The organism is Variovorax boronicumulans, assembly GCF_030812215.1.
GTDB lineage: Bacteria > Pseudomonadota > Gammaproteobacteria > Burkholderiales > Burkholderiaceae_C > Variovorax > Variovorax boronicumulans_C.
Window position 1 is genome coordinate 65,918 of sequence record NZ_JAUSSG010000012.1, and the last position, 20,398, is coordinate 86,315.

The window sequence follows — 20,398 nt, forward strand, 5'->3', positions numbered from 1 at the left end:
GAGGATAGCCGCCCCACCCTCGCTCCCTCTCCCGGAGGAGAGGGAGCGAGCGGCGTCAGAACGTCACGCGCAACCCGACCTTCAGCGAACGCCCCGGCAACGGCGCGTTCGGATACACCGTCGTCGTGAGGATCGACGTCGGGCTGTAGGCCAGCTTGTTCGTGATGTTGTCCACGCGCGCATACCAGGTAAGGTTCGCGCGCTGCACCTTCATGCGATAGGAAATCGCGGCATTCCACAGCGTGTAGGCGTCGGTCTCGCGTGCACCGACGCTCGGCACATGGCGCTGTGCGGCGTTGTAGTCGAAGCCCAGGCGCGCGCTCCACGGGCCGTTGCCGTAGACCAGCGTCGCACCCGCGCGGAACGGCGCGATGCGCGGCAGCGGCTCGCCGGTGTCCAGGTTCTTCGCGCGCACGACGTCGCCGCGCCATTCGAGATCGAGCGTCGAGGCATCGGGCATCGGCGCGAAACCGTCGTTACCCAAGAGGCGCAGGTTGCCGCTCGCCTCGATGCCGGTGAAGCGCGCGCGCACGCCGCTGTAGAGGTACTCGGCCAGCGTGTCGGTCGCGGCCGGATCGGTCACCACCTGGCCTTCTTCGTCGAGCGTGCGGCCCGATGCGGTGAGGCCGATGTAGTTGCTGAAGCGGGTGACGTAGGCGTTCACGCGGGCCGTGTCGGGCCCGGACTTCCATTGAGCGCCGAGGTCGAAACCGGTCGACTTTTCCTTCTTCAGGTTCGGGTCGCCCACTTCCCACGCGGCCGTGGCCACGTGCGGGCCGTTGGCGAGCAGTTCGTAGTCCTTCGGCGCGCGCTCGGTGTAGGCGAGGTTCGAGGTCAGCTGCCACTGCGGCGTGAGGTTGACCAGCGCACCGAACGCCGCGCTGTGCGGATTGAAGGTGCGCTCGCCGATCGCGAAGCGGGTGACCGACGGATCGTCCGGATAGCCCAGCGAGCGGATGCGGACCTTCTCGGTGCGCGCGCCGAAGCTCAGCTTGCCCCACGAGGTGCCGTACTCTTCATAGAGGAAGAGCGCATTGGAGCGCGTGCGGCTGTGCGGCGCAAAGGCCTCCTCGCCGTCGGCGGCGAAGCGGTTGGTCTCGCTGCTGAAGCCGACGAGGCCTTCGAAGTTGCCGATCTTCTGGTGGCGCGCCTCGATGCGCAGGTCGTTGCTCATGTTCGAGAACGTGGTGCCGGCTTCGGGCCCTTCGAACTCGGTGTGGCGGTAGTTGGTGTGGCTCACCTTCGCATGGATGCTGCTGATGATGCCGCCCGGTCGCCACTCGCCTTCGAGCGCATAGCGGTCGGACTTCATGCGGATGGTCACGTCGTCCTCGGCCACGGTGCCGTAGTTGCTGCGGTAGGTGCTGGCGGAGGCGCCGATCCAGCCCTGGTCGAAGAACAGCGTGCCGCCGACCGCGCCGCCGTTCGCCTCGTTGGCCGAGTTGCAGATCTTGCGGGCGCGCCATGGCGAGCCGGGCTTCTCGCAGTTCAGATCGATGGGCACCGAGACGTCTTTCGAGTCGCGGTTGAAGGCGTCCACATGCAGCGCAAAGCGGTCGTTGCCGCCTTCAAGCACCACGCCGCCGCTCTTTTCCTTGTTGCCGGTGGAAAAGCCCAGGTCGGCGCGGCCACCGAAGCCGTTGATGGGCTCGGTCGGGATGCGGTTGTCGATCACGTTGACCACGCCGCCCACGGCGCTGCCGCCGTACTGCAGCGCCGAGGGGCCGCGCAGCACCTCGATGCGGTCGGTGACCAGCGCGTCCACCGGCACCGCGTGGTCGTAGCTCAACGCCGAGGCGTCGGGCGCGCCGCCGCCGTTCTGCAGGATGCGGATGCGGTCGCCGTCCTGCCCGCGGATGATCGGGCGGCTCGCGTTGGGGCCGAAATAGCTGCTGCTCACGCCGGGCAGGTTGTTGAGCGTTTCGCCGAGCGTCGAGTCGGAACGCAGCAGGAGCTTGTCGCCCGAGAGCGTGACGGTCGGCGCGATCAGATCGTTGGCACCGAGCGGATTGCCGGTGACGGTGATGGCGGGCAGGCTGGGGCCATCGGCGGACTGGGCCTGGGCGACCTGCTGGGATGCCTCGGTCTGCGGCTGGGTCTGGGTCTGGGTCTGGGCGTGGGACGCGCTGGCGAAGGCGAGCGAGAGAACGGCGACGCCGATGGCGCTGCGACGGAAATTGGGAATCATGGTGGGCACTCGTTGAATCAATGGACGGCACGCCGTCACCCGCACGAGGCAGGCGCAGCAACCGGAACACGGGGGGATTCAGCGAGTGGAAGGCGGGCCGCGCGCGTCGAACAGCGCAACCCAGCGGGCGATGGCTTCGCCCTGCAGATACGCGAAAGTGGCCGAGGGCAGCAGCACCGGCAGCACCACCAGCGGCACGCCGGGGACGCTCGATCCGTGCGAGAGCTGGTCGTACAGCCGGCACTCGGCGTCGGTGTGGTCGCCGAAGAGGCTGACCACGCCGTGGCCCGCGTGGACATGGGCGCCTTTGTCGGCATGCGCCGCCTGGGCCGTGGCTGCCGCGGCCGGCAGGCCGGGCACGTGCAGCGAGCGGTGCATCACGCCCAGCGTGCCCGCGAACCACAGCGCGATCGCCAGCACGGCGAGGAGCGCGCGGGTCGAGAAGCGAGGGGATTGGCGGGCGGCGAACTGCACGGAAAAGGAAGGGGGGTCAGGCCTTGACGCGCGAGGCGAAGGTCTTCTGGAACTTCTCGACCTTGGGGCCGACGACGAACGCGCAGTAGCCCTGGTTCGGGTTGTTCAGGAAGTAGTCCTGGTGGTAGGCCTCGGCGGTCGAGTAGTTGGCGAGCGGCGCCACCTCGGTCACGACCGGTGCGCTGTAGGTCTTGCTGGCCTCGATCTCGCGGATGACGTCTTCGGCGACCTGCTTCTGCGCGTCGTTCGTGTAGTAGATGCCGCTGCGGTACTGGGTGCCGACGTCATTGCCCTGGCGGTTGAGCGTTGTCGGGTCATGCACGACGAAAAAGATCTCCAGGATCTCTCGCAGGCTGATCTGGGCGGGATCGAATTCGAGTTTCACGACCTCGGCATGGCCGGTGCGGCCGGTGCAGACCTGCTCGTAGGTCGGGTTGACGACCTGACCGTTGCAATAACCCGATTCCACGTCGAGTACGCCCTGCACGCGGTCGAAAACCGCTTCGGTGCACCAGAAGCAGCCTCCGCCGATCACGATGGTTTCGGTGGGTGACGGTGAAGAAGACATGGCACTGCTCCGGCAGGTTGGGAATCGGCGAACCCGATATTGTCGCGGCTTGACGTGACGGATGCCGGTCACTACATTACTAACCCGCGAGTCATTAACCCACATGTCCTCCCCCCGCTCCCTTGTCGACAAGTTCTGCCCGGTCCGCGCCAAGCGCGAACGCCGGAAAGAGGCGCGCCCCGGCGAACTGCTCGCGGCCGCGCTCGACCTGTTCGTGGAAAAAGGCTTTGCCGCCACCCGCTCCGAAGAAGTGGCGGCGCGCGCCGGCGTTTCCAAGGGCACGCTCTTCCTGTATTTCCCGAGCAAGGAAGAGCTGTTCAAGGCCGTGATCATGGAAAGCCTGGGTGGCCGCTTCACCGAGTGGAACGCCGAATTCGAGGCCTTCGAAGGCACCACCGCCGAGATGCTGCGCTACTGCATGAACGTGTGGTGGGAGCGCGTGGGCATGACCAAGGCCTCGGGCCTGACCAAGCTCATGATGAGCGAAGGCGGCAATTTTCCCGAATTGGCGGAGTTCTACCGCCAGCAGGTGGTGCGCCCCGGCCATGACCTGCTGCGGCGCATCCTGCAGCGCGGCATCGACCGCGGCGAATTCGCACCGGTCGACATCGACCATGCGATCTATTCGGTGATCGCGCCCATGGTCTTCCTGATGCTCTGGAAGCATTCGGCCATGGTCTGCGTCGACGGCGAAAGCGCCCTGGACCCCGAGAAATTCCTCGCCACCCAGGCCGAAACCGTGCTCTACGGGCTCAGCGTGCGCCCCGGAGACAAGGCATGAAGAAGACTTTTGTATGGCCGAGCGAGCCGCTGGCGTCATCCGGGCCACCTAAAATTGAAGGTTTGTCCTGAGCCCACAAGGAAAGCCACGCCATGAACCCCACCCCCACCCTCGAGCGCTTGCGCTTCAACATGATCGAACAGCAGATCCGCCCCTGGGATGTGCTGGACATGGACATCCTCGACCTGCTGGCCACCATCCACCGCGAGGACTACGTGCCGGAAGCCCACCGCACGCTCTCCTTCTTCGACATGGAACTGCCGCTGCTCGACGGTTCCGTACCCGGCGAAATCATGCTGTCGCCCAAGGTCGAGGCGCGCACGCTGCACGACCTGAAAGTGCAGAAACATGAGTCGGTGCTCGAAATCGGTACCGGTTCGGGCTTCATGGCCGCCCTGCTCGGTGCCCGCGCCGCCCAGGTGCTGTCTCTTGAGATCAACCCCGTGCTGGCCGCCCGCGCCGCCGAGACGCTGCGCCAGAACGGTGTGAGCAACGTCGAAGTGCGCCATGCCGACGGTTCCGTGCCCCTGCCCAGCGGCCCGAGCTTCGACGTGATCGTGCTGAGCGGCTCCGTCGCCCGCATCCCGCAGAACCTCTTGGGTTCGCTCAAGGTCGGCGGTCGCCTCGCGGCCATCGTGGGCGAGGAGCCGATGATGCGCGCCCACTTCGTCACCCGCACCAGCGAAAGCAAGTGGGACACGATCCAGCCCTGGGACACCGTGGCACCGCGCCTCCTGAATTTCCCCGAGCCCTCGCGCTTCTCGTTCTGAGCGGGCCGCACCAATGATCGACCAAGTCCGCCCCGCCGACCTTGCCGCCTGGTTCGCACAGGACGCCGATGCCGCCCCGGTGCTGCTCGACGTGCGCGAACCGTGGGAGCTGCAGACGGCGAGCGTCGCGCCCGCGGGCTTCACGCTGGTGGCGATCCCGATGAACGAGATCCCTGGCCGCCTCGCCGAGTTGGGCGAAGGCCAGCGCATCGCATGTCTCTGCCATCACGGCGCGCGCAGCCAGCGCGTGGCCGCGTTTTTGAACCAGAACGGCTTTGACCAGCTCGCCAACGTGGCGGGCGGCATCGACGCCTGGTCGTCGCACGACCCCTCGGTCCCGCGCTACTGATTCTTTCCCTCAAGGACGTTCAATGCCTCCACGGCCCCGGCTTCTGCCACTTTCCGCAGCACTCGCCAGCGTTATCACGACCCTGCTTGCACTGCCGGCCCAAGGCCAGACACTGAACGAACTCTATGAATCCGCCCGCGGCTACGACGCCACGTACCAGGGCGCCCGGGCGCAGTACGACGCGAACGTCGCGCGCGCCGCGCAGGCCAAGGCCGGCATCCTGCCGGCCGTCGGGCTCACGGCCGGCGTGAACCGCAGCAACCTCGACATCGACACCCTCACGGGCACCAGCCGCGGCGCCAGCGCTTCGCGCGACTTCAACACGCAGAACGTCGGCATCAACGCCACGCAGCCGCTCTATCGTCCCGCCAACTGGGCCACCTACGAGCAGGGCAAGCGCCAGACGGAGATTGCATTGGCGGTGCTCACCACCGCCGAGCAGGACCTGATCGTGCGCGTGAGCCAGGCGTACTTCGACGTGCTCGCGAGCCAGGACAGCCTGGCGCTGGTGCGCGCGCAGAAGGTCGCCGTGGCCGAGCAGCTTGCGTCGGCCAAGCGCAATTTCGAAGTCGGCACCTCCACGATCACCGACTCGCGCGAGGCGCAGGCTCGCTACGACCTGGTGATCGCGCAGGAAATCGCCGCCGAGAACGACCTGCAGGTCAAGAAGATCGTGCTCGACCAGCTCGTCGGCCGCCCCGGCAGCGTGCCGGTGCCGCTGGCTGTGCCGGTCGTGCTGCCCACCGCCCAGCCTGCGGACATCAACGCCTGGGTCGCGCAGGCCGACGAGGTGCATCCCGCGATCCAGCAGGCGCGCCTCGGTCTGGACGTGGCCGGGCTCGAAGTGCAGAAAGCGCAGGCCGGCCACAAGCCCACGCTCGACGCCAGCCTGGGCTACAACGTCACGCGCAACCCGACCGGCACCAGCACCAGCACCGTGGGCACGCGTGTCAACGCCGCCACGGTCGGCGTCACGTTCAACCTGCCGCTCTTCGCCGGTTTCGCGACCGAGAACCGCATCAAGGAAACGCTGGCGCTCGAAGACCAATCGCGCAGCGTGCTCGACGGCACCCGGCGCAGCGTGGCCCAGGCCACGCGCGCGGCGTATCTCGGCCTCGTATCGGGTGCGGGCCAGGTCAAGGCGCTGGAAGCGGCCGAGGCCTCGAGCCAGAGCGCGCTGGACGCCAACAAGCTCGGCTACCAGGTGGGCGTGCGCATCAACATCGACGTGCTCAACTCGCAGAGCCAGCTGTTCCAGACCAAGCGCGACCTCGCGCAGGCGCGCTACAACGTGCTGCTGGGCAACCTGAAGCTGCGCCAGGCCAACGGCACGCTGACGACCGCGGACATGAATGCGATCAATGCGACGCTGGCGAGCAATGGGAGCACGCCGGCCGTGCCGTCGGTCACGACAACGCCGGATCGTTCGCCTGTGCCCTCTTCGACGACGGTGACGCCGCCCAGCATTCCGGTGGTGCCACCGGTGCCGGTGCAGCCGTTCAACCCGACGCCGCCGACGATGCCTTCGGCTCCCGTGCCGCCGGTGATCGTGAATCCGCCTGTGCGCTGACCTTGGCGGTCAGTCGAGCGTAGGCTCCGCCCTGGTCTCTTCCAGCGGCACGCCTTCCACCGCCGCCACAGGCTCCGCAGCCTGCGCAATCGCCAGCACCGCAGCCGCCGTGCGTTCAGCAGCCCCGCGGTTCGACGACGAGAACGCCAGCGCCGCCTGCGCCATCGCTGCACGGCGCTCGGGGTTCTCGACCAGCTTCAGCGCCGCCGTCACCGCCTGCTCCATGCCCTCGACGCGCAGCGAAGCACCCGCGGCCAGCGACAGCTGCGCCGCCTCGGCGAAGTTGAAGGTCGACGGGCCCATCACCACCGGGCAGCCGCAGGCGGCCGGCTCGATGAGGTTCTGCCCGCCCAGCGGCTCGAAGCTGCCGCCCAGCAGCGCCACGTCGGCCAGGCCGTAGTACAGCGCCATCTCGCCGAGCGAATCGCCGAGCCAAATCTCCGCATCCCTCGGCTGGCCCGCGGCACTGCGGCGTGCAACGGCGAAACCCTGCGATTCGATCAGCGCCGCCACTTCGTCGAAACGCTGCGGATGGCGCGGCACGATCATCCATTGCACGTCGTGCACGCGCTTGGCGATCGAGCGGATCGCGCCCTGCTCGGGCGGCACCGGCGAGGTCGCTCCGAAACGCTTGAGCACCTCGAGCAGCAGCCGCTCCTCGCCGTCGCGCGAACTCGCGAGCACGACCATGGGCTTGGGCAGGCGCTCGCGCAGCGAGGTCGCGGCAGTCAGTTGCCGCGCGTCGGGCGTCGCATCGAACTTGAGGTTGCCGTAGATGCCGGCCACCTTGGCGCCAAGGGACACCAGCCGGTGCGCATCGGCTTCGGTCTGCGCCCACACGGCCGCGAGGGCCGAGTACGCGGGCCGCGCGAGCCAGCCGAGACGCTCAGCGGCGGCCAGCGACTTCTCGTTGAGCCGCGCATTGGCCAGCACCAGCGGAATGCGGCGCTCGGCGCAGGCAGCGGCCATCTCGGGCCAGACCTCGGTTTCCATCAGCACGCCGATGCGCGGCTTGAAGCGGTCCAGGAAGCGCGCGACGGCGCCCGGCGTGTCCCAGGGCTGCCAGACCTGCGTGTCGCCGGGCTCGAGCAGCTTGGCGCCCTCTTCGCGGCCGGTGGCGGTGCCGTGGGTGAGCAGGATCGGAATACCCGGGTACTGCCGCCGCAACTCGGCGATGAGGATCGCGGCCGCGCGCGTTTCGCCGAGCGACACCGCATGCACCCAGCACTGGGCCTCGCCGGTGATGGATTCGTCGTAGTGGCCGAAGCGCTCCTCGACGGCCACGGCATAGCCCGGCTCGGCCTCCGCCCGGCGCCGCAACTTGCGGCGCACCAGCGGTTGCACGACGGTGGTGAAGGCGCCGTACAGGCGCAGCAGCAGGGAACGCACAGATGTCAGTGAGAGGCTTCGGCCAGCTTGGCGTCGGGTTTGGCGGTGCGCAGCAGCGCGAGCATTTCGGCCTGGATGCGCTGGAGCGCAGCATCGGTCTGGCCTTCGAAGCGCAGCACCAGCACGGGGGTGGTGTTGGAAGCGCGGATCAGCCCGAAGCCATCGGGCCAGTCCACGCGGAGGCCGTCGATGGTCGAGACCTTGGCGGGGGCGGCAAAGGTGGCGCTCTTGACCAGCATGTCGACCACCGCGTGCGGCTCGCCCTCGGCGCAGGCCACGTTGAGTTCGGGCGTCGAGAAGCTGGTGGGCAGCGCGTTGAGCACATCGCTCGCGTCCGGGCTCTTGCTCAGGATTTCGAGCAGGCGGCAGCCGGCATAAGTGCCGTCGTCGAAGCCGAACCAGCGTTCCTTGAAGAAGATGTGGCCGCTCATCTCGCCGCCCAGCGGCGAATCGATTTCCTTCATCTTCGCCTTGATGAGCGAGTGGCCGGTCTTGTAGATCATCGGCTTGCCGCCCGCGGCCTCGATGGCGGGCGCGAGGCGCTGCGAGCACTTCACGTCGTAGACGATGGTGCCGCCCGGCACGCGGGAGAGCACGTCTTGCGCAAAGAGCTGCATCTGGCGGTCGGGAAAGATGTTCTGGCCGTCCTTGGTGACGATGCCCAGGCGGTCGCCGTCGCCGTCGAAGGCCAGGCCCAGTTCGGCTTCGCCCTTGGCCAGTTCGGCCATCAGGTCCTTGAGGTTCTCTAGCTTGCTGGGGTCGGGGTGGTGATTGGGGAAGTCGCCATCGACTTCGCTGAAGAGCTCGACCACTTCGCAGCCGATGGCACGGAAGATGGCGGGGGCCGTGGCACCCGCGATGCCGTTGCCCGAATCGACCACGATCTTCATCGGGCGTGCCAGCTTGATGTCGCCGGCAATGCGCTGCGTGTAGGCCTCGGTCACGTCGACCTTGCGCACGCTGCCGCCGGGGGCCAGCTTCGCGGTGCCGTCTTCCATGGTCTTTCGCAGGCCCTGGATCTCGTCGCCGTAGATCGCGCGGCCGGCCAGCACCATCTTGAAACCGTTGTAGTCCTTGGGGTTGTGGCTGCCGGTGACCTGGATGCCGCTCGTGCACAGCGTGTGGGCTGCGAAATAGAGCATGGGCGTGGTCACCGCGCCCACGTCGATCACCTCGATGCCGGTGGCCACCAGGCCCTTGATCAGCGCCTCGGCCAGTGCGGGGCCCGACAGGCGTCCGTCGCGCCCCACGGCCACCGTCTTCTCGCCGGCGGCGCGGGCAGCGCTGCCGAATGCGCGGCCAAGCGCTTCGGCCACCTCTGCATCGAGGGTGACGGGCACGACGCCGCGGATGTCATAGGCCTTGAAGATCGACGCGCTGAGTTGCATGAAAGGCGTTTCCCGATGGGTTTTTGGAACGGGGCATTGTAGGCAACGCCCCGCCTGCCCACATGTCCGAAAACGGCCAGTCGAAACGGGATGAAACCGTATCATTTGCCCATGCCTACCCCTCACGCCCCCTCTGAAGCGCTCGAGAGCGACGCCTGCTACCTGGCGATGAAGACGCACGATGCGCGCTTCGACGGATCGTTCTTCACCGCCGTGACCTCCACCGGCATCTATTGCCGGCCGGTCTGCCGCGTCAAGCTGCCGCGGCGCGAGAACTGCCGGTTCTTCGTGCACGCGGCGCAGGCCGAGGCCGAGGGCTTCCGCCCCTGCCTGCGCTGCCGGCCCGAACTGGCGCCGCGCGCAGCCAGCTGGTCGACCGAAGACTCCTCGCGCATCCTCGCGCTGCAGGCGGCACGGCTGATCGACGAGCCCGATGCATGGACCCACGGCGACGACAACGGCCCCGGCGCGGCGCAGATCGCAGCGCGCCTGGGCGTGAGCGACCGGCATCTGCGGCGCATCTTCGAGGCGCAATTCGGCGTCTCCCCCCTTCAATACCTGCAGACGCGCCGCCTCCTGGCCGCCAAGCAGCTGATCGCCGACACGCGCCTGCCGATGACCCAGGTGGCGCTGGCCAGCGGTTTTGCCAGCGTGCGCCGCTTCAATGCCGCCTTCGTCGAGCACTACGGCCTCAACCCGAGCGCATTGCGGCGCGCGGGCGGCACCCAGGGCGGCGAAGGCAAGGCGATCGAGGTGCGGCTGGGCTTTCGCCCGCCCTACGACGTGAACGCGATGCTCGGCTTCTTCGCACGCCGCGCCCTGCGGGGTGTCGAGGTGGCGACGACGGCCGACGGCAAAACGCCCGCCAAGGGCAGCACGCCGGCCTATGTGCGCCTTGCCCGCACGTTGCGCGTGCAGCAAGGCGGACAGGCCCACGCCGGCTGGCTGCAGTTGCGCTTCGACATCGAACGCGAGCAGATGCTGCTGTCGGTCAGCGATTCGCTCGCCGCGGTGCTGCCGATCGTGATCAGCCGGGCTCGCGCCATGCTCGATCTCGATGCCGAACCGATGGCGATCAACGCGGCGCTGCATGCGGCCTTTCCGCACGGCGACGGGTTGCGCGTGCCCGGCACGGTCGACGGCTTCGAGCTTGCAGTGCGCGCGGTGCTGGGCCAGCAGATCACGGTGGCTGCGGCGCGCACGCTGGGCTCGCGGCTGGTCGAGGCGTTCGGCGAACCCATCGCCACGCCCATCGACGGCCTGGACAAATTGTTTCCAACACCCGCGGCACTGGCGGCGGCGAGCGGCGATGTGCTGGGGCAGCTCGGCATCGTGCGGCAACGCCAGGCTGCCCTGCAGGCCATCGCAGGCGAAGTGGCGGCCGGCAAGCTGGCGCTGCATGCGGGCGCCGACGTGCCCGCAACCATCGCCGCGCTGCAGGAACTGCCCGGCATCGGCGCATGGACCGCGCAGTACATCGCGATGCGCGCGCTGCGCTGGCCCGATGCCTTCCCGGCCGGCGATGTCGCGCTGCAGAAGGCACTGGGCGTGACCACCGCGCGCGCGGCCAGCGAGGCGTCGCAGGCATGGCGCCCCTGGCGCAGCTATGCGGTGCTGCGGGCTTGGCACGCGCCCTCGCCTCCCTCGGTCGCCCCAAACGCGGCAGCGGATTCTTCCAACATCACAACGGCAGGCGTCGCAGCCTGAAATGTCATGAAGTTCAAGAGCAAGACCATCTACACCTCGCACATCGACACGCCGCTGGGCGGCATCACGATGGCGGCCACCGACCAGGGCCTGGCCGGCGTCTGGTTCGACCAGCAGCGCCACTGGCCCGACACCACGGGTTGGATCGCGAAAGACGACCATCCCGCGCTCGTCGAAGCCGGCACGCAGCTGCGCGACTACTTCGCGGGCAAGCGCAACGATTTCGACATGCCGCTGGACCTGTCGCACGGCACCGCGTTCCAGCAGAGCGTGTGGCAGGCGCTGCTCGCGATTCCCGCGGGCAAGACGATGACCTACGGCGCGCTCAGCGTTCATGTGGGCAACCCGGCCGCGGTGCGCGCGGTGGGCGCGGCCGTGGGGCGCAACCCGATCAGCGTGATCGTTCCCTGCCACCGCGTGCTGGGCTCCGACGGTTCGCTGACCGGTTACGCTGGCGGGCTTCACCGCAAGACCGCGCTCCTGGAACTGGAAGGCGCGAGGTAAGGCTCGCCCCCAGGCTGCGCGCACTTCGTGTCGCTTCGCCAACCCCCTGCCGGGGGCAACACCTGAGGCCCGGCAAAGCCGGTTCCTCGGTGTTTCCGGAAGGGGCACCGGAACAACAGAGATCATGACCACTACAACGCAGAACAACATTGCCGCCGGCACCGCCAAGCCCTGGCTCATCGACCTGGTATTGCTCGGTGCGCTCTGGGGCGCGTCCTTTCTCTTCATGCGCATCGGCGCGGCCGAGTTCGGTGCGCTGCCGACGGCCGCGGTGCGGGTGGCCATCGCCGCGCTGTTCCTGCTGCCGATCGCGCTCGTGCGCGGTCAGGGGCCGGCCATCGCCACGCACTGGAAGGCCACCTTCGGCGTCGGCGTCTTCAACTCGGGGATGCCGTTCGCGCTCTTCTGCTTTGCGCTCCTGACCATCAACTCCGGCCTCGCCGCCGTCATCAACGCCACCGTGCCGATGTTCGGCGCGCTGGTCGCGTGGGCGTGGTTCCGCGAGCGGCCGAGCGGCTCGCGCATCGTCGGCCTGGTCATCGGCTTTACCGGTGTTGCGATGCTCGCGAGCCGCAGCGCCGGCCTGCACGCCGGCGCGAGCAGCAATGCCGCGCTATGGGCGGTGATCGCCTGCCTCGGGGCGTGCCTGTGCTACGGCATCTCGGCCAGCGCCACCCGCCGCTACCTGGGCGGCGTGCCGCCGCTGGCCACCGCGACGGGCAGCCAACTGGGCGCCACGCTCTTCCTCGCGCTGCCGGCCATCTGGCTCTGGCCCGCGCAGATGCCGAGCCTGCGCGCATGGCTCGCGCTGGTGGCGCTGGGCATCGCCTGCACGGGCGTGGCGTACATCCTGTTCTTTCGCCTGATCGAACGCGCCGGCCCGGCCCGCGCACTGACCGTGACCTTCCTGGTGCCGGTGTTCGCGCTCTTCTACGGCGCGGTGTTTCTGGGTGAAAGCATCACGCAGTGGATGCTGGTTTCTGCTGTGGTGATCGTGTGCGGCGTGGCGCTCTCCACCGGCGTGGTCAGGCTCGGCCCCAAACCAAAGACGGCCTGACGCTGGCGCTCAGATAGCGCCGGCCACCACGTTGACTGACAAGGCCAGCACCAGCATGTTGAATGCAAAGGCCAGCACGCTGTGGACCAGCGTGATGCGCCGCATCTCGCGCGATGTAGCCTGCACGTCGGACACCTGCGAGGTCATGCCGATCACGTACGAGTAATAGAGAAAGTCGAAGTAGTCCGGGGCGTCGTCCTTGCCCGGAAAGTCGAGCCCGCCATCGGGCGAGCCGCCCTTCTGGTCGATGTAGTAGCGGTGCGCGTAGTGAAAGGCGTAGATCGTGTGCATCATCAGCCACGAGCCGACCAGCGCCACCACGCCAAGCACGACGTGGCCCGCGCGCTCCCAGCCAGTCAGTTGCTTGACCTGCTGCAGCAGCATCGCAATGGCGACCACGCTCACGGCCACCACCACCAGCATCGACACCAGGATCATCAGGTTGGGCTGGTCCAGCGACTGTGCCCGCTCGCGCGTGCGCCGCGCGTCGAAGGTCTCGATCAGCCACCAGGTCAGCAACTGGTACACCAGCACCCCGGCGCACCAACCCGCCAGCCCGCGCGCCATGCCGCCGAACGGCCACGGTGCCAGCGCCACGGCGACACCGACCACCGTGCCATAGAGAAGACGCTGCGGGCCCGTGGTCGTGGAGAGATGTTTGCGCATGCGGCACTGTAGCGCCGCCCTCCGCGCCATCAAGAAATTCCTACAAGAAGAGCCGCATTCCACGCATCCGACGCGCTGCGTCGCATCACTAAGGTACCGCTGGTTCAAGGGAGTCTGGCCCCGAGGCATCACGCGCAGACGATGACCGCTGCGCCACGCAATGTGCCCGGGACCTTCATCTTTCTCGTCAAGGATCCTCATGCTCTCGCTTCGCTCCCGTCCGCTCGACTGGACATTCAGATTCGGCGCCCTCGGTGCGCTGGTGGGTTCGGGTTTTCTCTTCGCCACCGCACCCGCGCTGGCCGACCCATCGCCGGCACTGGACCGGTTCAGTCTTTCGGTGGGCGGCTTCAGTGCCGACCCGAAGCTCAATGCCTCGGTGGCCACACCCTACGGAACGCTGCAGACGGGCGACATCAAGCCCGGCCGTGTGACGATGCCCCGCATCACTGCCGACCTGCTGCTTGGCGACAGCCATGGCATTTCCTTCGACTACTACCAGTACAAGCGCGACTACGGCGGCCAGTTCGGCAACAACACCTCGTTCGGCCCGTTCGGCACACTGAGCACCCTCGGCAACGCGAACCTCAACACCAAGCTCGACTTCGCCAAGCTCTCGTACAAGTGGTGGCTCGGCTCGGGCAACACGGTGTTCGGCCTGGGTGCCGGCGCGGCCTACTACCGCGCAACGCTGGGCGTCACTGCATTCGCGGCGGTGAACGGACAGGTCGGCACGCTGAACGAGAGTTCGAGCGACAACGCGATCGCGCCGCTGCTGGAGCTGGGCGTGCGCCATGCCATCACGCCCGACCTGCGCCTGTTCGCCGACGCCTCGGGCGTATGGAAGAGCAGCGGCCGCTTCCACGGCAACATCTACAACGCATCGGCCGGCGTCGAGTGGTTTCCGGTGAAGAACGTGGGCCTCGTGGTCTCGTATGGCGTGACCAACATCGACCTGACCCGCGACGGCAGCACGGCCGACTCGCGGCTCAAGGTGCGCCTGCAAGGGCCTTCGGCGTTCCTGAAGGCGCGCTTCTGACGCGCAGTCGAGCCCGGGTCATGAATCGGCAGACGGCCCGCTTCGGCGGGCTTTTTTGTGTAGCCACTCTTCGCAAGACGCGGCGCCGCGCGAGCTTTAGCCTCTGGCCGCGAGATCGATCAACGACCGACCGAAGACCGGAGACACGAAGCCATGCCCGCAGTCCGCCCCGCGCTCACGCCCCTGCCATCCCCCTCGATTGCACGCATCTCGCGCATCGCCTTGGGCGATGTGATCCACCGTTCCGCGCGTCGCTTCGGCGCGCGCACCGCGTTGATCGACGGGGCGCACCGCATGACCTACAGTGAGCTCGACGCCGCATCGAACCGCTTCGCACACCACCTGCTGGGCCTCGGCCTTTTGAGCGGGGAGCGCGTGGGCATGTTGTGCAACAACTCGATCCAGATGGTGGTCGCGATGCTCGGCATCCAGAAGGCCGGAATGGTGTGGGTGCCGATCAACACCGCGCTTGCGGTCGATGCCATCGGCTACATCCTCTCGCATGCGGAGATACGCCACATCGTGATCGACACGGCCCTGCACGCCAAGCCCGCGCTGCGCGATCTGCTGCAAGACAAAGGCGTCGCACCGATGCTCTGCGTGCTCGATGGCGATGCACCGCCTGCGGGAATTTCCACCGTGCCGGAAGCAATCTCGAAAGGCGCCGCCGCGCTGCCCGACGTGGACATCGACAGCACGCAGCTTGCGCTCATCATGTATACGAGCGGCACCACCGGCCGGCAGAAAGGCGTGATGCACTCGCATGCCTCGGTGCACTCGGTGCTGCTGAGCAACATGGTCGAATGGGGCAGCAGCCCAGAGCGCTGCGATGTGTGGAGCAGCGTGCTGCCGCTTTTTCATTGCGGCCAGCACACGGTGCTGATGTCGGCGCTCGCGGTCGGCGGCGCGCTCGTCATCTTTCGCGGCTTCGATCCGGCCGCGGTGCTCGAGGCCATCGAGCGCCACCGCATCACCGTCGTGGTCGGTCTGCCGATGATGTACGGCGCATTGCTCGCGCATCCGCAGCGCACGGCGCGCGACCTGTCGAGCCTGCGCCTGTGCGTCTATGCGATGGCGCCGATGTCACGCACGCTGCTGCTGCGTCTGCTCGACGGGTTCTGCCCGAACTTCGCGCTGGTCTCCGGCCAGACCGAGATGTACCCCGGTGCCACCATCTTCGAGGTGCAGGAGCAGCGACAGCGCTTCGGCTCCTATTGGGGCGTGGGCACGCTGGTGAACGAGGTCGCGGTGATGAGCGACGGCGGCGAACTGCTCGGTGCGAACCAGGTCGGTGAAATCGTCTTTCGCGGTCCCAATGTGATGCTCGGCTACTACAAGGACCCCGAGGCGACGGCGAATGCGCAGCGCTTCGGCTGGCACCACTCTGGCGACCTGGGCAAGCTCGACGACGACGGCCAGTTGATCTTCCTCGACCGGCTGAAGGACATGGTGAAGTCGGGCGGCGAGAACGTGCCGTCGCTCAAGGTCGAGGAGGTGCTGTTGCGACACCCCGCCGTGCTCAATGCGGCGGTGGTCGGATTGCCGCACGACCATTGGGGCGAGGCCATCACCGCCTTCGTCACGCGTCGGCCCGATGCGCCGGCGGAACTCACGGCCGCGGACCTCGCCACGCACTGCCGGGAACACCTCGGCGGTTTCGAGGTGCCCAAGGAAATCGTCTTCCTGCCCGCGCTGCCGATGACGTCGACCGGAAAGATCCAGAAGTTCGAGCTGCGCCAGGCGCACCAGGATCACTATCGGCGCGGTTGAGGCGGTGCGGGCGATCGCGGCGCAGAGGCGCGCACTTCCTTTCTCGCCTTGCCGGCGGGTGCGGCGAGCCGCGTGCCTTCCCATTGCCCGCTGGTGCAGAGGTCGCGGATCACGTCGCCGATCAAGTTGCAGATCGCACGCTTCGCATTCGTCGTGGGCAGGTGCACCGACACGCACAGCCCGAGCGTGCGAAACATCGCAGGCGAATCGATCCGGTGCGCCCTCAGGCGGTCTTCTCGCACCTCGCGCTGCGCGAGGCCGAGCGGCATGATGGTTGCGCCGAGCCCCGCTTCGACCGCCGCCTTCAGCGTGTAGACCGAGTTGATTTCCGCCGCCACGCGCGCCGGCGGCTGGCCCGCCGCCTCGAGCACCGCATCCACCAGCCAGCGTGTGCAATGACCATGCGCATTGGCAGGCCACACCAGCGGACGCGCCGTGGCTTGCGCGATGCTCACATCGCCCGGCGGCAGTGCATGCGGGTCCTGCGGCGATTCGAGAAAAACGAAATCCTCTTCCACCAGCGGCGTGAAGGCGATGTCTTCCACGGGCATGGTGGGCGAGAAGATCGCCACGTCGACACGGCCGCGCAGCAACTGGTCGGCCATGTTGCCGGTGAGTTCCTCGTTGAGGTGGAACACCACGTCCGGGTAGCGCCGCGCGGCCGCGCGCATCAACGGCAGCGCGATCATCGGCGACACGCTCTGCGGCAGCGCCGCCACCACCGAACCCACCACCGAATCGGCCGCCACGTGCACCGCGGCCTTGGCATCGCCGACCTGCTTGGTGATGCCCTGCGCGTATTCGTAGAACACCTTGCCCGCCTCGGTCACCGTCACGCCGTTGCGGCTGCGCAGCAGCAGCGGCGTGCCCAGTTCGCCTTCGAGCTCGGCCATCTGCTTGCTGAGTGCCGACTGCGCCACGAAGAGCTGCTGCGCCGCGCGAGAGAGGCTGCCGCAATCCACGATGGCGACGAAATACTTGAACTGGCGCAACTCCATCGGCGTGTCTCCGGCCGCCGGCTGCAGGGGTGCAACGGGCGGGCGGTCATTCTAGGACCGTGATCTCGGTGAGGCGCTCGTCAGTTCACGCAATCGAAGCTCGCCGCATCGTTCGCATCGCCCGTGCCCTTGTAGCGCGGATACGCCGGGTACTTGCACATCGGGCGCGCCATCGTGGTGGCGCCCGCCGCATCGACCTTGCGGTGCACCAGCTTCTGCGCCGAGACGGGCACGCCCTGCTCCACCCAGGTGGACATCGCCTTCAGCAGGTCGACCTTGTCGGGTCCCGCGCCGCCGTAGCAGTGGCCCACGCCGGGCGCCAGGAAAAGCTCGACCGTCTCGTCCGCCTTCTGCGCGCCCAGGGTGCCGACGACCTGCTCGTAGTAGCGCGCGTTGTCCCGCGCGCTCACCGAGGTGTCGTTGGTGCCGTTCCACATGATCAGTTTCGCGCCGCGCGCATGCAGGCGCCCGAGGTCCGGGTCGGCCGCGCTGAACATGCCGCCGACGATGCCCATGCGCGTGAGCCACTGGTCGGGGTTCCAGGTCGCGGTGTCGAAGGCTGCATCGCGCGTGATGAACGAGCGCACGAAGCCATCGGAGAAAAGCCCCTGTACCGACGCACCGCCGAACGCCGCCTGCGGCCAGATGTATTCACCCCAGCCCTTGGGCGAGTTCTCCGCGCCGAAGTTGTAGCCCGTGTGCGACCACGCACCGTCCGATGTCGCGACCGGCGAGGTGATGGTCTTCACGGTGGCGATCTGCGCATCGGACAGGCAGCTGTCGCCAGTGTCCGCACCGCCCGCGCAGCGCAGCGCCGTCGCGTCGAAGGTGCAAGCCGCGGGCCTGGAGATGATGCCGTCCGCCACGCCGTCGAGCCCGTCGCACTGCGCGAGCACCGCGTTGGCCAGCAGCGTCTGCTTGGCCGGATTCAATGCGTTGGCGGGCACGCGCACCTGCCTGGCGATGCGGTTGAACTGCATGAAGAGGCCCATGATGTTGCCGGCCGGCGCGCGCGCCACGATGCCGTCGAAGTCTTCGGGAAAGCGCTGGGCCTGCATCATCGCGTCGTGCCCGCCCATCGAGCAGCCTTCGAAGTAGCTGCGCGTCGGTGCGGTGCCGAAGAACTGTGCGATCACCTCCTTGCCCGGGGGCAGCGCGCGATGCTCGGACTGCTGCGTGAAGTCGAGGAGTTTGACCGGATCGAGTGCGAACTCGCCCTTGAAGTAGTTGAGATCGGTGGCGCCCGGGTAGTCGTAGCCGCCGTTGGTGCCGACCGTCGCATAACGCTCGGTGAGGATCGATTCGCTGAACTGCGCGGCGGTGGCCGTGGGCATCTGGCCGTCGAAGCCGCCGCCACCAATGAAGGCGAGCTTGCCATTCCAGCCCGAGGTCGGCAGCCGCGCCTCGAAACGCAGCGTCGAGCCCTTGAAGCTCGCGGTCACCACGCAGTATTCGGGCTGCGGCGTCTTCGCGGCGACGACCTTCGCATCGTCGATGACGACAGCGCCCGCGGCCAGCGCCCGCCCCTTGAGCGCGGGACACTTCTCGGCAAGCGATGCGGCCGGCGGTGGCGGCGCAGCGGGCGGCTGTGCAGGAGGAGCGGCCGGAAGCGGCAGCGGCGAGAAGCCCCCGTTGGCCCCGCCTCCGCCGCAACCGGCCGCAAACACAACAACCGCGATCGAGACCAGCGTGTGCCTGGCTTTCATTTTTTATGTCTCCTGGTGAAGAGGAAAAGACTCGGCCGGGCCGATGATCTTTCCGGGGTTGAAGATGTCGTGCGGGTCCAGCGCCTGCTTGATCGCGCGCATCAGCCCGACGGTGTGCACGCCGTGTTCCTCGACGAGGTACTGCATCTTGTGAAGGCCCACGCCGTGCTCGCCGGTCGATGTGCCGCCGTGGCGCAGCGCGCGCTGCACGAGCCGATGGCTGAAGGCTTCGGCGGCTTCGTTTTCTTGCACGTTGTTCGGGTCGACCAGCACGAGGCAATGGAAATTGCCGTCGCCCACATGGCCGAACACGGGCGCGAGCAGTCCGTGCTCTGCGATGTCGGCCTGCGTTTCTTCCACGCATTGCGCGAGCGCGGACAACGGCACGCAGGCATCGGTGGTCAGGCTGCGGCTGCCTGCCTTCAGCTGCAGGCAGGCGAAGTAGGCGTGATGGCGCGGCGTCCACAGGCGCGAGCGCTCTTCCTGCAGATTGGCCCACTGGAACTCGCCGCCGCCGTGGCTGGCAGCGATCTCGCGGACGATGTCCGACTGCTCGTCGATCTGCGCCTTGCTCGCACCGAACTCCAGGAACAGCGTGGGGTTCTCGCTGAGCGAAGTGCGGCTGTGCGCGTTGACGGCGCGAATCGTGAGCGCATCCAGCATCTCGGCGCGCGCGAGCGGCACGCCCATCTGGATCGACTCGATCACGCAATCGACCGCCGCGGCCACCGTCGGGAAATGCACCACCGCCGCTGCGTAGGCCTCGGGGTGCGGGTGCAGCCGCACGGTCGCTTCGGTGATGAGGCCCAGCGTGCCTTCGGAGCCGCAGTACAGCTGCGTGAGGTTGTAGCCCGCCGAGCTCTTGCGCGCCTGCGACGCGGTGCGCACCACGTCGCCGTTGGCGGTGACCACGGTGAGGCTCACGAGGTTGTCGCGCATCGTGCCGTAGCGCACGGTGTTCGTGCCCGAAGCGGCAGTGGCCACCATGCCGCCGATGGATGCGTCCGCGCCCGGATCGACCGAGAAGAAGAAGCCGCTCTCCGACAGCGCCGCATTCAGTTGGCCGCGCGTCACGCCGGCCTCGACCGTGGCCGTCAGGTCGCCAGGGCGGATGGCCAGCACCTTGTTCATCTGCGAGAAGTCGACGCACACGCCGCCCTCCACCGCGAGCAGGTGCCCCTCGACCGACGAGCCCACCCCAAAGCCGATGACCGGCACGCGCTCCCGCGCACAGGCCCTGACGACGAAGGCCACCTCGTCGGTGCTCTGCACGAAGACGACCACATCGGGTGGCTGAGGCAGGTAGGCCGATTCGTCGGTGCCGTGCTGCAGCAGCACGGCCTGGCTGGTCGAGCAGCGCTCGGCAAAACGGCGTTGCAGCAACGCGATCAACTCGCTCGATGGCGCGCGGCGTTTCGCGCGCGCAGGGGAACTCACAACCGCATCCATGGGGTCTTCTTTCTTGAACTCTGGA

General features: G+C 67.8%; 18 protein-coding genes. 9 read left to right on the top strand and 9 right to left on the bottom strand.

Annotated features, from left to right (window positions below; genetic code table 11):
* Positions 1–55: 55 nt before the first annotated feature.
* From J2W23_RS27270 to msrA, 3 genes are all read right to left on the bottom strand, one after another.
* The gene (locus J2W23_RS27270; protein ID WP_307650976.1) at positions 56–2,188 is read right to left on the bottom strand and encodes a TonB-dependent receptor; all 2,133 of its coding nucleotides are present in this window, start codon (positions 2,186–2,188) and stop codon (positions 56–58) included.
* A gap of 78 nt (positions 2,189–2,266) precedes the next feature.
* Positions 2,267–2,662 (bottom strand): hypothetical protein, encoded by a 396-nt coding sequence (locus J2W23_RS27275; protein WP_176656188.1) that lies wholly within the window; start codon positions 2,660–2,662, stop codon positions 2,267–2,269.
* Positions 2,663–2,678: 16 nt separating this feature from the next.
* Complete coding sequence (gene msrA / locus J2W23_RS27280) at positions 2,679–3,230, bottom strand: peptide-methionine (S)-S-oxide reductase MsrA (protein WP_307650977.1); 552 nt, start codon at positions 3,228–3,230, stop codon at positions 2,679–2,681.
* Positions 3,231–3,333: 103 nt separating this feature from the next.
* Between msrA and J2W23_RS27285 the strand changes: the two genes are divergently transcribed.
* The 4 genes from J2W23_RS27285 to J2W23_RS27300 all read left to right on the top strand — a co-directional run bounded on the left by J2W23_RS27285 (position 3,334) and on the right by J2W23_RS27300 (position 6,700).
* Positions 3,334–4,011 (top strand): TetR/AcrR family transcriptional regulator, encoded by a 678-nt coding sequence (locus J2W23_RS27285; protein ID WP_176656186.1) that lies wholly within the window; start codon positions 3,334–3,336, stop codon positions 4,009–4,011.
* A gap of 92 nt (positions 4,012–4,103) precedes the next feature.
* Positions 4,104–4,781, top strand: coding sequence for a protein-L-isoaspartate O-methyltransferase family protein (locus J2W23_RS27290; protein WP_307650978.1), 678 nt, complete (start codon positions 4,104–4,106; stop codon positions 4,779–4,781).
* Between the two features lie 13 nt (positions 4,782–4,794).
* Positions 4,795–5,130 (top strand): rhodanese-like domain-containing protein, encoded by a 336-nt coding sequence (locus J2W23_RS27295; RefSeq protein ID WP_176656184.1) that lies wholly within the window; start codon positions 4,795–4,797, stop codon positions 5,128–5,130.
* 22 nt (positions 5,131–5,152) lie between these two features.
* Positions 5,153–6,700 (top strand): TolC family outer membrane protein, encoded by a 1,548-nt coding sequence (locus J2W23_RS27300; RefSeq protein ID WP_307650979.1) that lies wholly within the window; start codon positions 5,153–5,155, stop codon positions 6,698–6,700.
* 9 nt (positions 6,701–6,709) lie between these two features.
* Here the strand turns inward: J2W23_RS27300 and J2W23_RS27305 are convergent, their stop codons facing one another.
* A complete protein-coding gene (locus J2W23_RS27305; RefSeq protein WP_176656182.1) occupies positions 6,710–8,089 on the bottom strand; it encodes a 3-deoxy-D-manno-octulosonic acid transferase in 1,380 nt (459 codons plus the stop codon).
* A 5-nt stretch (positions 8,090–8,094) separates the two neighbouring features.
* Positions 8,095–9,477, bottom strand: coding sequence for a phosphomannomutase/phosphoglucomutase (locus J2W23_RS27310; RefSeq protein ID WP_307650980.1), 1,383 nt, complete (start codon positions 9,475–9,477; stop codon positions 8,095–8,097).
* Positions 9,478–9,588: 111 nt separating this feature from the next.
* Between J2W23_RS27310 and J2W23_RS27315 the strand changes: the two genes are divergently transcribed.
* From J2W23_RS27315 to J2W23_RS27325, 3 genes are all read left to right on the top strand, one after another.
* Entirely contained in the window at positions 9,589–11,184 is a 1,596-nt protein-coding gene (locus tag J2W23_RS27315; protein ID WP_307650981.1) for a DNA-3-methyladenine glycosylase 2 family protein, read from the top strand.
* Between the two features lie 6 nt (positions 11,185–11,190).
* Positions 11,191–11,688: a methylated-DNA--[protein]-cysteine S-methyltransferase gene (locus J2W23_RS27320; RefSeq protein WP_176656179.1), complete on the top strand. Its 498-nt coding sequence runs from the start codon at positions 11,191–11,193 to the stop codon at positions 11,686–11,688.
* A 124-nt stretch (positions 11,689–11,812) separates the two neighbouring features.
* Complete coding sequence (locus J2W23_RS27325; protein ID WP_307650982.1) at positions 11,813–12,745, top strand: DMT family transporter; 933 nt, start codon at positions 11,813–11,815, stop codon at positions 12,743–12,745.
* A gap of 9 nt (positions 12,746–12,754) precedes the next feature.
* Here the strand turns inward: J2W23_RS27325 and J2W23_RS27330 are convergent, their stop codons facing one another.
* On the bottom strand, positions 12,755–13,411 hold the full coding sequence (locus tag J2W23_RS27330) for a DUF1345 domain-containing protein (protein ID WP_307650983.1): 657 nt from the start codon (positions 13,409–13,411) through the stop codon (positions 12,755–12,757).
* A gap of 199 nt (positions 13,412–13,610) precedes the next feature.
* On the opposite strand from J2W23_RS27330, the gene J2W23_RS27335 reads away from it, so the two are divergent.
* Together J2W23_RS27335 and J2W23_RS27340 are read left to right on the top strand one after the other, a co-directional pair.
* Positions 13,611–14,450, top strand: a complete 840-nt coding sequence (locus J2W23_RS27335) for a hypothetical protein (protein WP_176656176.1) — start codon at positions 13,611–13,613, stop codon at positions 14,448–14,450.
* 153 nt (positions 14,451–14,603) lie between these two features.
* The gene (locus J2W23_RS27340; protein ID WP_307650984.1) at positions 14,604–16,220 is read left to right on the top strand and encodes a class I adenylate-forming enzyme family protein; all 1,617 of its coding nucleotides are present in this window, start codon (positions 14,604–14,606) and stop codon (positions 16,218–16,220) included.
* On the opposite strand, the gene J2W23_RS27345 is transcribed toward J2W23_RS27340, so the two are convergent.
* The 3 genes from J2W23_RS27345 to J2W23_RS27355 form a co-directional block, all read right to left on the bottom strand.
* On the bottom strand, positions 16,205–17,218 hold the full coding sequence (locus J2W23_RS27345) for a LysR substrate-binding domain-containing protein (protein ID WP_176656174.1): 1,014 nt from the start codon (positions 17,216–17,218) through the stop codon (positions 16,205–16,207). The genes J2W23_RS27340 and J2W23_RS27345 overlap by 16 nt on opposite strands.
* A gap of 80 nt (positions 17,219–17,298) precedes the next feature.
* Complete coding sequence (locus tag J2W23_RS27350; protein ID WP_307650985.1) at positions 17,299–18,924, bottom strand: tannase/feruloyl esterase family alpha/beta hydrolase; 1,626 nt, start codon at positions 18,922–18,924, stop codon at positions 17,299–17,301.
* Between the two features lie 3 nt (positions 18,925–18,927).
* Entirely contained in the window at positions 18,928–20,373 is a 1,446-nt protein-coding gene (locus tag J2W23_RS27355) for an FAD-binding oxidoreductase (protein ID WP_307650986.1), read from the bottom strand.
* Positions 20,374–20,398 lie beyond the last annotated feature (25 nt).